The organism is Sphingomonas populi (genome assembly GCF_004208535.1).
Lineage (GTDB): Bacteria > Pseudomonadota > Alphaproteobacteria > Sphingomonadales > Sphingomonadaceae > Sphingomonas > Sphingomonas populi.
On record NZ_SGIS01000065.1, the window covers coordinates 1 to 13,517 of the forward strand.

Here is a 13,517-nt window from a genome sequence, read left to right on the forward strand (position 1 = left end):
CTGCACCGACCTTCGAGAAGGTCACGCGCGATTGCTACGACGCTATGAAGGGTGGGTGGAAGGATCAGCGTCACGTTTCCTGGATATCGAGCTTCGAGCGCCACGTCTTTCCGCTCATCGGCGCGAGGGCCGTGACCGCGATCGACAGCGCGGCGGTTTTAACTGTGTTGGAGCCGATCTGGCTCACGGTCCCGGACACCGCAAAGCGTGTGCTGCAACGGATCGGCACCGTGCTGGACTTTGCGCACATCAAGGGATTTGTCCCCGAAGAGGTATCGCTTCGATCCGTAACGCGAGGCCTTCCGCGGCAGACCCATCAGGTAACCCACCGGGCAGCGATGCGACATGAGGATACGCCCGCGTTCATGAAGTCCCTGTCGGCGCTGCCCTCGACCTTGGGTCGCGATGCGCTGCGGCTCACGATCCTGACTGCGGTGCGATCAAATGAGGCCCGGAAGGCTGTTTGGGGCGAGTTCGACCTCGACAAGGCGATATGGTCGATCCCCGCATCGCGCATGAAGATGAAGGAAGCGCACGTCGTGCCGCTAGCACCTGAGGCTGTTAAGCTTCTGAGAGCCTTGCGCCAGCGCCACCTTGAACTGCACGGAGCGGTGAAGCCGCAAAGCCTGTTGTTCAGTTCGCGTCGCGACAGGCCGATCAGCGACATGACGATGCTCAAGGTTCTGCGCGACATGAAGATCGAAGACGCGACGGTGCACGGCTTCCGCAGTACCTTCACCGACTGGGTAGCCGAATGCACCGACGTTCCGAAGGAGGTAGCCGACAAGGCGCTTGCGCATCAGATCGCGAATGCGGTTGAAGCGGCGTATCGGCGCACTGATTTCTTCGAACGGCGACGGGTCCTTATGAACGAGTGGGCACACTTTCTGGGCACTTGACGCAGTGGCGGCTTATGGGCCGACAGCGGAATGGCCGGTTTGGCGGAGGTAGACGACTGAATCGCCGACATCTCGGTGTAGGCAAGAAGCCCTTCGGCGGGAGTATTAGGACGCGGCGATCACTTTTCCTTTGGTCTGGCTGGGCTAGCCGCATCATTCGACGTCCGCTGGCGCGACGTTGTCAGCCTAATCGCTCCATCGACGGTAGCTCCTGAAATCGTGATTCCGGACTGGCGGCTCGCGCCCGCAATCCGTCCTCGCGCCTTGGGAATTCCGATCCGATAATCGGGCGTAGGCCGCTCGGAGTTGGCAGTGATGGTCGATGATGTATTGAGTTTGGCGGCAGTCCTCGGCGGCGTCATCGTCATCGTGTTTATGGTGATGCTATCAAAACGCCTTCCGCCCTTGGCCAGATTCGCAATTGTTGGCTCGGCTTTCGGACTGTTCACGGCAAGCCGGTATATCGAAGTCGATCACAGCGCAGGAGCCATCATTTGGGCGGCGGGCTTTGGCGTTTTGATGATGACGATAGCTGTCCAACATCTCCGAGCTTTCCCGCCAGCCGCTTGATGATTGTCCCAGCCCCTGCATCGGCAGCGCTCGCCCCACTTGCAGACATTTCGGATGACCGCCAGTATCGCGGGGACGCACTTGCGAGAGCATATCCGATGAGAAACTTAGTTCGACATCATATCGAGACGGGCATTTGGTTTCTCGCTGCGGCAATCATCTGGCTTGCGAGCTGGTTTTTTGGTCGGCAGCAGCCAATCACCTTGGGCGCAACGGCAGTCTTCGCGATCGTGGGTGCGCGGCATTTTCTGCGTGCGCGCCAGAAGCGTAATGCCGACGACGCCAAATTTTAAGGCCCATCATTTCAATCCAGCAAACGGCAGCTCTCGCTCAATAGCCGCCGTAACAGTCATATCGGATTGAACGCGATTGCTGCGGCTTGCGAGGCATGCAATGATAGCCAATGCGCTTGACATTGATGGCAGCAACAGGGGCAAGTTTATTAATCGCGCTAGCGATGGGCGGCATTTGGTTTCTGCGAAGCTCTCCTGTCGACGTCATTCCTGCCGAATTTCGCGGTGTATGGCACGACCTCGGGGCTGAGTGCGACGATACTGACGCTCAAGCATCAATAACCGGTAGCAGCATTAATTATGATGTTCTGGTATTTAAGGCTGCTGGCATCTCTCCAATGCGAGATCATGCGGTAACGGTTTCGGGAACTTCGTTCCCTAATGGTCGAGCCGATTACGAGAAAGTCACGCTTCGGCTGACCGGGCCGCTCACCGAACTGTATATTAATGCCCCTGATTTGCCGAGCAAAAGGCCACTCGTGCGGTGTTACGGCCCAAGCTAATCGGACTGGCAGCTCTCCACCCATATTTTCCCCGCTCCCTCGCCATTGATCGACACGACGCGCCTGAAAGCCGACCGGCAGGAGCCGCCCCAAAGCCGGACGTTTGTTTGCTGGTGTGCCGCCTGCCGAGGCAGAGGCCAATTACTATGCAGCCACTGAGAACCTTGATATGGTTGGATCACTCAAACCAAATCGCATCCGGACAATCCGGGACGCTTCAGAACTGCCGGATGCCGGTTTTAGTACGCGGCCTGCCGACGTAGCCATATACGTAAATTAGATTTCAGGAGCATATTTTGCGCAATTTTCTACCGCTCACTCTCGTTGCTATGTCGCTTTCAGCCTGCAGTATGCTCAGCGGTCCGAGCAGTTCGACGCTGGAAGACCTGGCGCGCAAGGCCCTGATCGAGAGCGTTGGTAACGATCCAGCGGGCGTTGCCGCTGCCAAGGCCGCCAAGATCGAGACCAAGGGCCTGTGCAATTCCCAGGCCGAGAAAGATACCTATGTCTGCGGTATAGAGGTAACGGGCAAGATGCCGGGTGACGCGCAAGAAGGAACACGCACGCTGATCGTCAAAGCGAAGAAGGATGCGAGTGGGAAGTGGGTCTCGGTCGACTGATCCGTGCCGTAAGCCACGATTGTCGCGGCAATGAGCATTGGATGAGATTACCGGGGGGCAGATAAATTTCGCTGGCCGATCGGATCATCGAGGGTGGAGCACACCGCTCGCTATCTCATCAGCGGGTGTTAAAGCGTTGGATCGACCGCTGAGCTAACGGCCGCTACCCCACCAGATATTGTCGTTCCGCGTGCGCGGTCAGCGAACCTACCGTTTTGCGTATCCTAGCCGCGCACCGGCAGAACATGGAGGCTGCATCGACATAGCGCCTCGCGGACGAAATTGAGCATGGATTGGCCACTGACGGCTATTGCAGCATAACCGCTGAAGGGAGAGGTGGCTCGGTTTGTCTGCACAGGCTCGCGGGTCCGTTAAGTGGATCGCCGGCCGGTTGATCATGCCGCTGCGAGAAGCGGCTGGTTGAAGTATATCTGGTCGGGTGTCCTGCAACCAAGGCTCGAGTGAGGCCTCACGGTATTGTAGAAACCGAAATATCGACGGATACCGCTGCGAGCTTCGGGCACCGACGCGTAGGCGTGGAGATACACCTCCTCGTATTTCACCGAGCGCCAAAGGCGCTCGACGAAGACGTTGTCGCGCCAGCAGCCCTTGCCGTCCATGCTGATCGCGATCTTCTCCCGCTGGAGAACGCCTGTGAACTCGGTGCTGGTGAATTGGCTTCCCTGATCGGTATTGAAGATCTCGGGTTTCCCGAAGCGCGTCAGCGCTTCCTCCAATGCCTCGACGCAGAAATCGGTCGCGAGAGTGATCGATACGCGCCATGCCAGCACCCGTCTGCTGAACCAATCGACGATGGCGACAAGGTAGACGAAGCCGCGCGCCATTGGGACGTAGGTGATGTCGGTCTGGGCTCCGGGTAAGCGCAGTTGATTTTGGGAACCTATTAATGTAGGCGCCTACCAATATTGCTGCTCGATAGGAATTATGATGGCCAGCCTGCTTGGACTCGCGTTAATGCTGGCCGTCGCGCAAACGACACCGCAGGAAACATCGTGCGCTGATTTGCGACCGGCGACAGAGGCGATAGCCGCTGCATTGGAAAGCCGGTATGTGCTGCCGACACGAGGGGCCGAAGGTGCCGCCCGATTGCGGTCGGTCGTCCGCCGCGGTGACGTTTCCCGTGTATGCGGCGATGGCCCGGCGAAGGCGGCGGTGCTCACGCGAGCCATGCGTGACGCGCTGAACGACCTTCACTTGCGCGTAGCGTTCGGAGCCCCCGAACCCAGCGAAGCCCCTGCACAACCCGATGCCGACGCGCTCGTCGACAATCTCGGCGTCGAGGAGGTCAGCCGATTGCCGGGTGGGATCGGCTATCTGCACCTGTCAGGCTGGGCTCCCATGTCCTGGGTCGAGCCGCGATTGGCGAGCGCCTTTGCCCTGCTGCGGAACTCGACCGCGCTCATCATCGACGTGCGCGGCAATCCTGGCGGCGATGGCGGCACGGTTGAACTCGTGGAACGAACGTTCCTGCCGGTCGGCGCGCCTCCGACCTTGCAGAATTTTGATCGAGCCGGAAAGCCGGCCAAAGCAGACGCGAGCAAGGAACCGGCATGGCCCCGCTTTCCTCAAGCCATGCCCATGGTCGTCCTAGTCGATCGCGGAAGTGCTTCGGGATCGGAGTCGCTCGCCTTCTCGCTGCGGGAGGAAAACCGGGCAACGATCATCGGCAGCCGCTCTGCCGGAGCGGCGCATGTGGTGCGCGATGCGGTTTCACTGCCGGGTGGCTTCGCGCTCTACATCCCGCAATACCGCCAAGAGGGGCGCATCAGCCATATCGACTGGGAAGGCGTCGGTGTTCGGCCCGATATCGAGGCGGGCCCGAACGAAGCTAAAATGCTGGCGTGGGAGTTCCTGCGACAAAAACTGGATCATGCGGAAAAATGATCGTGCATCCATTACCTCGGATGGCGGCCGTCTCATGAGCAATGACGACTTCAACCGGAATGCTGGGAGCAGCACGTTGGGCGCCCGGTTACGACGGCTGTCCGAACAGATCGACCGCGATGCCACGCGCGTTTATGCGGCCCGCGGCATTGTATTCGAACAGCGCTGGTTCGGGCCTCTAAACCAGATCGTACAGAACGGGCCGATGGCGATCGGCGAGATCGCCGAGAAGCTACGCATCACGCATGTATCAGTCAGTCAGGCGGCACGATCGCTGGAGGCGGCAGGTCTGATTGCGTCCTACGCCGATGCCGCTGACGGACGGCGACGCCTGCTGGCGCTCACGTCCGAGGGCCAGGCGCGGGTCCGCGAACTGGCGCCGATATGGGCGGCGTTCGATACTGCTGCGACGGCGCTGGACGAGGAAGCTGGTAGTGTCGTTCCCGCTCTTAATCGCCTCGACGATGCCTTGGCCGATTTGTCGTTGTTCGATCGAGTCTCCGAGCTGCTTGATCGACCGGGCATATCTAACCGTTGACCGTCAACGCCCCATTAGCGGGCATCGGGTTTGGGCATCCGATCAGATTAGGTTGGCGCAGACTGCCTGCTCATCCTACCGTCGCAGCATGACCACCTATTCCATCATCGTCTTTCGGGAGGGGGCGAGCCCGCCGGATGTCAGTCGGCCGGACATCATCAATATAGCTGCACCGTGGGACCTGGTTGAAGATCTCGCGAAGTTGGCGCTGGCACGATACCCAGACACGGATCGTGTGGTCGCGGTTGATGAGGACGGCCTAACTTGCGGGGGATGGCGCGCGTAGGACGGCGCTTTGACCGATCAATGGAAATGTCTGCGATCCACCAATTTTCCCCGTCACCGCTGGCGATCGGCGTCCGGTCAAAGCGACCCGTCGGCAGTCGCCCAACAAGCGACATTCGCCCTTCACCGTGCCCAGTTGAAACGAATAACCGCCATCGAAAACGCGAACACGAAGGCGTAGCCAAATCTGCCTATCCCACCCCGCGCTTGTCCCTTGCGTTCCCGTAGTCGGCCGATAAGCGTCATGGCTCCGGCAACGACGAGCGGTGTTACGAGGACGTTCGCCTCGCGAAGACCAAGGTTGAAAATAAAGGAGTGCGGCATAACCAGCAGGCTGATGCCGCCAGCCATCGCGCCCCACAACGCGAAACCAAGCGTGGATAATATCGGATTTCTGGGCTTTTCGAAGGTGGCTGCAAGAGCGTGAAAGCCAAGATCCGATAAACCTTCAAGAAAAAATTGCAGAAAAATCTCGCCTAAAAATTGCAAGATTATTTCTACTATGAACTCCATAGATCGTTCCCGAATCAACAGCCCGTCGGGACTGACTATTTCGAATGGCAGCTATTGCCAACACACACAAAATCTGCGGGTTCGTCCATAAACAATTCACATCATTGTCAGCGGTAAGGGGGGTACACCGCCTTCGCCAATCAGCGGAGGTTCAGAGCGGGTGTCGGCAGTCGCCCCAAAAAACGCAATTCCGCACCGGCGGCTCTCGCCCATCAATTGATATTCGCGCGATTGATTGCCTCGCGCTCCGAACGGGCATTATGGCGCAATGAGCGACCACCATTGGACCTACGACGAGTGGGCGGCGAACACCGTCGAGAAGATCGCGACGTTGGGGTTTGCGCTGCCGGACGAGCACCGCGCTGATTGGCTTCGCTTACAGATCGGGCTGGCGATCAGTCACAGCCTGCGTCACGGTCGCTCCGGACGAGGTGATGACGATCCCGTCGTCGCGTAGGCGGAAGGGCAGATCACGCCCCAAACTTGGTCGTTCAGCGAGCGCCGTTGTCTCCTCAATTGCGGGAATGACAAAAATCGGCAATTCTGGCGACATGGAGTCCGGCAGCACCTTCAACTGGGTAGTGGCAGTCGCGATGCTCGGTTTTGCTATCTGCGTTGGGCTGGCTGGCCGAATTAGCTTGCGGGGCGGCGAAGTCCTCGACCGAGATGAAGGGGCTGTTCGCTTTTGGGCGTTCGTGATCGGGTGCGTGATCGTTGGCGTTGCGTCGCTCGCACAGGCCGTCTTCCATTTCCGCTGACGCCCAGTTCCGGTCGTTCCCAAGGAATTGGCAGCTTTCCGATTGCGGGCATTCCGCGAGCTTGCCATGTTCGCAAGATGAACCGGCCAAATCAACTCGATCCCACTTCCGAGGGCCGTTTGGCTAGGGCACGTTTTTCCGTCGCGTTCATGTCGGACACCAAATGGCGCAAAGCATTTCGAGCCATCTCGGAGTCGGGGCTTGGCATCCGCGAGATGCTGGTCAAGTTCATTGATGTCGAAGAACCGAAGCGGATGCGATTTCCACCGAGCTTGGCCTGTCCGCTGGCTTACATGGACACGATCGAATTCGGGCCTACGGAACTGCGATCAATCGAGTGGCTTGAAGTCGAGGCCAACGTCGAAATACTGCTTACCCGCCTCGGCAAGTTTCCGATCGAGAAATCCGATGGCGGTTCGCGCCTCGTCGGTTATGGCAACTGACGCCCAGTTGCGGCCGTTCGTGGTCTGCGGTAAATTGACATCATGATCGGATTAGCACTGTTGGCTTTGGTCGCCTTACCAACACCACTGCCTCTAGACACCAAAAGTATTGAAGTGGACGCAGGGTGCGTGATTGCGATGGCTGCTTACGCGAACCACAAGCCGCAGCCCTACGAGGATGACTTAGATAAAGCGGCCGTGACCGGGGTTGTCCAGTTCTATGTCGGTCGGCTCTCAGCTCTTGATCCCCACACAAACTGGGCAGAGTTTATTTCAATCCACGTTAAGGAGATGGGGGAGGATAGGGCGTTGAAGCTTGCCCCGACGTGCATTGCACGAGCGTCCATACTGGCTCTTGGAGAGCATCCTCCGGTGCCCCCAAAAGTCCGCTGACCAGCCAAGTTACGGCGTTCAAGAACGGCGAAGCGGATGGACGGCAATCGCCCCAACTGCGGCCTCTCCCTCGCTCGCGATGCACGGGTAGCCCCGGCCCGATCCGGGGCTACGTCGTGCCGGTCGCTCAATTCCCCAGCGAGCGCATGAAGAGCGCCAGCTTCTCGCCCTCCTTCTCGGTCAGGTCCGCTGGCAGCATAAAGGTCACCTTCAACCCAGGCCGAAGATTGAAAACGTGTTCGAGCATGGTATCTGCACCGACATCCTCGACGCCCTCGGATGCAGCTGTCGTATCTCCGCCCTTCAGCCGTTCAACGCCGGCAGCGATCTTCGGCATCACCGTGCTCGTGGTGATATTGCCGTTCTTATTGAGAATGTTGTGAGCGAAGCCGCCGCTGATGCCGAGGCGTTCGCCGAGCACCTTGTACGTCCACCTGTATTTTAGCCTCACCTCGTGGAGGAAATTGATCGCCTCTTCGGACAACGGGCCGTTATGATGCTGCTGAAGCGCAGAATAGTCGGTCATTTAGGCTCTCCTGAGCGGCGAAATCGCTGTCTCAGTGAGATAGAGCGGTTTCTCGTATCTTGCAACAGTCTTACAAAGATTTTTCCGAGAAGCTGTAGCTCGAGTATCTGCGTTCCGCCGCCAAATGTCCGCTTCCCACCAATTTCCCCCGTTCCCGCGCCATTGATCGACGCGACGCGCCTGAAAGCCAACCGGCAGGAGCCGCCCCAGTTGCAGACATCTCGTATGGGTACCTATAACGACAGCATGGGACGATTGGACTCAGATCCGGAGCGTTGGCTACCAGAGCTTCGCGATGTTCTCACCGCCATCGGGAGAGCGCTTCGGAGCCGGAGTCCGAGTGCCGCTCTGATCATGGCCTTAAAGCCAGAATACGAACATTGTATTGTCGACCATCAAGTCTCGATCGAATATTTTCCAGATGGCTACTCTTACGACCCCGAGTGTCATCCAGAATACGCCGTTAGCTTGAGCGGTAAGCGCTTTTCCGCAAGCTGGCTCCTTTTTGAGCGAGACTTTTACGCCTTCATGAAGCGGAGCAATCCCAACGGCTGAGCGTCAGCTAACCACCAGACATTGCCATTCCGTCGCCACGAATGAGGCGCGACGCGCGCTTAACGTACACGGCTGAAGAAATTCCCACGGAGCCCCTTTCTGACGCGCGAGCTTGGCCTCAATTGCTCTGAGAATCGATCGGTCGACACGCTTTGGGCGAGATCGTCAGATGTGGCAGGCCTTCGGTCACGGTTTGACACCGTATCCCTCGAAGGTCTCGCGGATGGCGGGGTCGATCTTTAGAGCTGCGGCGACATCGGCGTCGGACTTGGCTTTGTCGCCCTTACGCGCCCAGACCACGCCGCGCCCGAACAGCGAACTCGTCTGTTTGGGGCGCGTTGTAAGGGCGCGGTCGTAATCAACCTGCGCCTCATCGAGCCGGCCCAGGCGGAGGAATACCAACGCGCGGCTGTCGAGGAACATGCTCTCGTCGGGCTGCTTGGCGAGCGCGGCGTTGCAGTCGGTAAGCGCCGATTCGAGCGCGACCCCGGCGGTCGCTTTGATCCAGCATAGATTATTGAAGTCGACCGGAGCGGCCGTTGCCGCGCGGGCTTGGGCAAAGTCCTTCTCGGCGCGCACCTTGTCGCCGCTGCGCGCGTAGGCGATGCCGCGACCGACCAGAAGATTGCTATTCTTCGGCTCGCGACCGAGCGCGGTGGTGTAGGTCGCGACGGCGCCGGAAAAGTCGCCGGTATCGACCTGCAACTGCGCTTTGGCGTAAACGGCTTCGGCATCGGTCGGATCGAGCTTTAATGCAGCATCGATATCCGCCTGACGCGCACCGACGTCGCTCTTGGAATGTGCGTAGCTACGGTTGATGTAGATGAAAGGTGATGGCTTCACTGCCAGCGCGCGCTCGTAAGCGCGCCATGCGTCGGCATCGTGGTGTAGGGCGTGGTAGAGGTTGGCGGCGACGACTTGCGCATAGGTATCATCCGGAGCCGCCGCTTCGAGCGCAGCCGCCTCCTTCAAACTTTCCTCTGGCCTGCCGAGCGCACGAAAGATGTTTGCGCGCAGAAGACGCATTTCGCCCGATCCAGGCGTCTGCTTCAATGCGGCCTGCGCGTCGAGCAGCGCAGCATCGTTATTGCCGTCACGGTGATAGGCATCCGCCCGGTGATATAGCGCGAAGCTGTTGTCAGGGTCGATCTCGAGCGCGGTGGCGAAAGCGGCAATCGCCGTCTTGATTTCACCCTTGCGCTCGGCCATCAGGCCACGCGCGCAAAACACAACAGCGTTACGCGCGTCGATTGCAGCAGCGGCCTCGAGATCGGTGGTCGCGGTGCCATAGTCGTTTATATAGACGCGGGCGGTACCCCGCTCGGCTAGCGCATTTGCGTTCTTCGGATCGAGTGCGAGCGCCCTGTCAAAATCTTTTATCGCATCATCGTAGCGATCGCGTTCGAGCAGCGCATAGCCGCGCGCGACAAAGGAATCAGCGGTGGTCGGCGTCGTGGCGAGCGATGCCGCGAGTTCTGCGTCGGTCTCGTGGTAGCTGGCTGGCTTTTTGATATAGATCGTCTTCCCGGCCAGCGCACGCAGCGCGGTCTGTGCGGCCGGCGCATCCTTAGCCGGGAACTCGGGAGTAATGCTCTTTTCGGTTCGCTCGATTGTGAAGACGTGATCTTTGAAATCGGCATGGCGGCGATATTCGACCCCGGCGATTGTCCGGTTCACGTCGGCATCGTTGATCTGGCCTTCATAAGCGAAGCCGACTGGCAGTATGATCGTCTCGGTCATCTGGTTGTAATAAGGAAAAACGACGGCGAAGGGCGCGTCCCGGTTGGGGCCGGGGTCGCGGCTGAAGTCGGCCTTGTAGCCGATGCTCGTGCCGTCGGTTTCGTACCAGTCGCTGCTCCAATCCATTTTCGCGGAACCTTCCATCACCAAATGCTCCTCGCGCATCTTGGGATCGAAAGTGGCTGAGGCGGAGGTCACGTCGATGAAATCGTACTCGCCTTTCCAATATTGGCGCAGCGCCTCGTCGCGTGCATTCCCGGAAGTCGCGTTAAGACTTGCGTTGGTGACGACCGCATCGTCACCGCGGATGGTCGTCTCGACCGTGGTTGGAGCGGGAATAGTGAGGCCAGCACGCGCGTCGATGCGGAGCTTGGTCTCCCGGGTTGGCTGATCGAGCGGAGACGCGACCATGCGGACAAGCGCGGCTTGGCTGGCGACCAGCGGGAGACCCCAACCGAAATTGGGCACGCTCAGTCGGTCCAGGCTCGTATCGCCGGTACGCGTGCCGTCCAGCCAATATGTTTGCCCGCCGACCGTCGCACGCACCAGCACGTGATTGAACAATCCCACCATTGGCAGACGCGCATCGATTCCGTCACCGGCTAGCGCGTTGACCACCACCGGTTCGGCCTGGATATCCATCGCATGCAGCAACGATAGCAATAGCGCGGTCTTGCCTTTGCAGTCGCCATAGCGGCGCGACCAGGTCAGTTCGGCGTCGGCTGGGACGTATCCGCCTGCACCCATCATGAGCGCGACGTAGCGGACCCGATCCTGTACCAGCGCGAGCGCCGCTTCCGCGCGAATTTTGGGATCGGCCGACAGCTTTTCGATCCGGTCGAGTTCGACACGAAGCGGGCTGTGTTCCGGTAGTACCGTCGCCTTCTCATATAGCGGTGCCATCAACGCCCCGAGCTCCGCCCAAGAGCCGAAATCGGTGACGTCGATCATCCGGCCGAGTTGGTAGCGAAGCGGCGCGCCTTTGGGTGGCTGGATCGGCTGCACATTATCGAGCGAGAACTCGACGCTCGTCAGGCCGCCTGTCTTGATCGGTTTGAGCGGAGGTAGTCCGCCGGTCTCACGGAAACGGACTGGAAGTGCTGTCGGCCATTGCATGCGCAGGTGCGCCCGACTGACCGCAAAGCCGTTCCAAGCCGCTGCGATCTCCTCGACATGCCCTTTCATCGTCGGGTCGCTCGAAGTGATCGAAGCGGCGAAATCGACTATGTCGCCGACCTGTAGTCCCTCGGGTTGGATATTGGCGGTTAGTACGCCATCGATCGTAGCATTCTCTAGGTTCTGTTCGCGGCGCAGCACGGTAAACGTCTGGCCAGAGCCGAGTACGTCGATGATCTGGTCGCCGCGTCGGATTTGCAGTTTGTGAACGGTCAATATGTCGATGCCAGGACGCCAGGGGAAGGAGATGTTGCCCGCCGCAAGTCCCTGCGAAGTTTGTATTTTGAAAGCGACTTCGGTGTAAACGGTCTCGCTTCCGCGCTCGAACGAAACTTGTTGGTCGGACAGCAGGACACGCACTGGAGTTTGGTCGGGTGCAGTCTGGTCTGTTGATATAGGGATTTGCTTCACCCAAGCTGGCGCCGGTGCGACTTCCGGCTTATCCTCAGCCTGTGCCGCACTTGCAACTACGCTGTAAGCGAATAGCGAAACCACCAGCTTGTTCATAGACCCCCACCCCCGTACCCTGCCTTGAGGATAACGAGCGGCGAGTCAAATGCCAGTGACCCGCCGCCAGGAAAGCCAAGCGGGATAGGCCGCCAAATAGTCGGAAGCGCCAAGCCGCCGAAAAGTCGCCCAGCAGCTATCGCGGAGGAAGCGGGCCGACAAAAATCGCCCCAGTTGCCGCCGTTTGATCGCCCCTTCATTCTCAGCACATGAGCTATCGTCAGCAGAATGGCAGGTCGGTGTAGCGTTGCACCGCTATACGCGGACTTTCGAACGGTGCCTTTATCGACTATGACGACGCCGGGGGAGAGTGCCGTTGGAAGGGAATGTATTCTCGGTCGCAATAGCAGCGGCTCTGTGGGTGACCTTGTTCATCGTCTATTGCCTGCTACCTTTAAAAGCGCGCGGTAAAAAGATGCCTCAACGTGAGGGCAGGGCCGCTTTGGCCGCAAGCCTCGTGACGGCGGCTTTTCTAATTCATGAATATCTACACCCGTGAGTTATCGCGTCGCGGGCGGAAGTTTATATTGGGCAGCGATTAATTGCGGTCATTCTTAGCGGAATGAGGTTCATGAATAGAGGACAGATCGGAGAGAGAAAGGCCCCAGTGCCCCGGAATGACGGACATAGGGGCGCACGTCCGACCAGGTGCTTTTCCGACCTGATCAATCTTTAGCCTCGTAGAACATCGGATTGCGCAGCCAGTCGTTGACTGCGGACTCCCGCCAACCCGCACAGCGAACGGCGATGCGGATTTGTTTGGGAAAGGTGCCGGCCTGCACCTTTCGATACAAGGTTGCCCGGCTGAGGCCGGTACGATCGAGTACGGTGTTCAGGCGGAGAATGCGGTCGGGAGCGTCGGTCGTCATGGCATGATCCTGGTTCGCGTATGATCCAATGGTTCGGTGCTGTCAGGATTGAGATGCGTCGGCGCGGAGACAAGAGGTTCGGGACCGAGATGCACCGCAGTGCCTCAGAGAGTGCCCAACGGGCCCCATAAAATCAGAGAAGATTATAGGCTTCAGCCGTCCCGCGCTGGAGCGCGGCCGAGCTCTATGGCGCGGTGCACCACCGAGTCGCCGTCGGCGTCTCGGCCGCAGCGCGGTTACGGTCTCTGACGGGGGATCGCTCGCGCGCGATCGATCTGGGCCGGGCGTGCCGCCCGGCCTGCGGTCATCGCGCCCTGGCGCGATGGCGTTTGCGCCTCCGGCGTCGATCTGGCGGGGGAGCGTCGCTGCCCTGTAGGCCTGTCGCGGCAGGCCGCAACCGGGGCTTCGCCCAGGTCTTCCACTG

Annotated in this window: 14 protein-coding genes and 1 pseudogene; 9 read left to right on the forward strand and 6 right to left on the reverse strand. The window is 59.4% G+C overall.

All coding sequences use genetic code 11. The annotated features are described in order from the left end of the window. The 5 genes from EWE75_RS22535 to EWE75_RS22555 all read left to right on the forward strand — a co-directional run. On the forward strand, positions 1 to 899 hold an 899-nt coding region (locus EWE75_RS22535; RefSeq protein ID WP_231708525.1), incomplete at its 5' end, for a tyrosine-type recombinase/integrase. Positions 900 to 1,211: 312 nt separating this feature from the next. Next, positions 1,212 to 1,469 (forward strand): hypothetical protein, encoded by a 258-nt coding sequence (locus EWE75_RS22540; protein WP_130160320.1) that lies wholly within the window; start codon positions 1,212 to 1,214, stop codon positions 1,467 to 1,469. Between the two features lie 98 nt (positions 1,470 to 1,567). Next, entirely contained in the window at positions 1,568 to 1,762 is a 195-nt protein-coding gene (locus EWE75_RS22545) for a hypothetical protein (protein ID WP_130160321.1), read from the forward strand. 110 nt (positions 1,763 to 1,872) lie between these two features. Next, the gene (locus tag EWE75_RS22550) at positions 1,873 to 2,265 is read left to right on the forward strand and encodes a hypothetical protein (RefSeq protein WP_130160322.1); all 393 of its coding nucleotides are present in this window, start codon (positions 1,873 to 1,875) and stop codon (positions 2,263 to 2,265) included. 296 nt (positions 2,266 to 2,561) lie between these two features. After that, positions 2,562 to 2,885, forward strand: coding sequence for a hypothetical protein (locus EWE75_RS22555; protein WP_130160323.1), 324 nt, complete (start codon positions 2,562 to 2,564; stop codon positions 2,883 to 2,885). Between the two features lie 395 nt (positions 2,886 to 3,280). Here EWE75_RS22555 and EWE75_RS22560 read toward each other — a convergent pair. Further along, a pseudogene (locus EWE75_RS22560) lies at positions 3,281 to 3,748 on the reverse strand (IS3 family transposase); the annotation flags it as partial. Positions 3,749 to 3,833: 85 nt separating this feature from the next. Between EWE75_RS22560 and EWE75_RS22565 the strand changes: the two are divergent. Both EWE75_RS22565 and EWE75_RS22570 read left to right on the forward strand, forming a co-directional pair. After that, entirely contained in the window at positions 3,834 to 4,790 is a 957-nt protein-coding gene (locus EWE75_RS22565; RefSeq protein ID WP_165388497.1) for a S41 family peptidase, read from the forward strand. Then, entirely contained in the window at positions 4,777 to 5,328 is a 552-nt protein-coding gene (locus EWE75_RS22570; RefSeq protein ID WP_231708526.1) for a MarR family winged helix-turn-helix transcriptional regulator, read from the forward strand. Before EWE75_RS22565 ends, EWE75_RS22570 begins: the two co-directional genes overlap by 14 nt. A 408-nt stretch (positions 5,329 to 5,736) precedes the next feature. Here EWE75_RS22570 and EWE75_RS22575 read toward each other — a convergent pair whose 3' ends face one another. Beyond that, the gene (locus EWE75_RS22575; protein WP_130160325.1) at positions 5,737 to 6,126 is read right to left on the reverse strand and encodes a hypothetical protein; all 390 of its coding nucleotides are present in this window, start codon (positions 6,124 to 6,126) and stop codon (positions 5,737 to 5,739) included. A 268-nt stretch (positions 6,127 to 6,394) separates the two neighbouring features. Here EWE75_RS22575 and EWE75_RS22580 point away from each other — a divergent pair, with 268 nt between their 5' ends. Next, positions 6,395 to 6,583, forward strand: a complete 189-nt coding sequence (locus EWE75_RS22580) for a hypothetical protein (RefSeq protein ID WP_130160326.1) — start codon at positions 6,395 to 6,397, stop codon at positions 6,581 to 6,583. Between the two features lie 55 nt (positions 6,584 to 6,638). On the opposite strand, the gene EWE75_RS22585 is transcribed toward EWE75_RS22580, so the two are convergent. Further along, entirely contained in the window at positions 6,639 to 6,875 is a 237-nt protein-coding gene (locus EWE75_RS22585; protein WP_130160327.1) for a hypothetical protein, read from the reverse strand. 86 nt (positions 6,876 to 6,961) lie between these two features. Here EWE75_RS22585 and EWE75_RS22590 point away from each other — a divergent pair, with 86 nt between their 5' ends. After that, positions 6,962 to 7,327, forward strand: a complete 366-nt coding sequence (locus tag EWE75_RS22590) for a hypothetical protein (protein WP_130160328.1) — start codon at positions 6,962 to 6,964, stop codon at positions 7,325 to 7,327. A 520-nt stretch (positions 7,328 to 7,847) separates the two neighbouring features. Here EWE75_RS22590 and EWE75_RS22595 read toward each other — a convergent pair. The 3 genes from EWE75_RS22595 to EWE75_RS22605 all read right to left on the reverse strand — a co-directional run bounded on the left by EWE75_RS22595 (position 7,848) and on the right by EWE75_RS22605 (position 13,093). After that, the gene (locus tag EWE75_RS22595) at positions 7,848 to 8,246 is read right to left on the reverse strand and encodes a hypothetical protein (protein ID WP_130160329.1); all 399 of its coding nucleotides are present in this window, start codon (positions 8,244 to 8,246) and stop codon (positions 7,848 to 7,850) included. A gap of 741 nt (positions 8,247 to 8,987) precedes the next feature. Further along, a complete protein-coding gene (locus tag EWE75_RS22600) occupies positions 8,988 to 12,224 on the reverse strand; it encodes a tetratricopeptide repeat protein (protein ID WP_130160330.1) in 3,237 nt (1,078 codons plus the stop codon). Positions 12,225 to 12,889: 665 nt separating this feature from the next. Then, entirely contained in the window at positions 12,890 to 13,093 is a 204-nt protein-coding gene (locus EWE75_RS22605) for a helix-turn-helix transcriptional regulator (RefSeq protein ID WP_130160331.1), read from the reverse strand. Between the last annotated feature and the right edge of the window lie 424 nt (positions 13,094 to 13,517).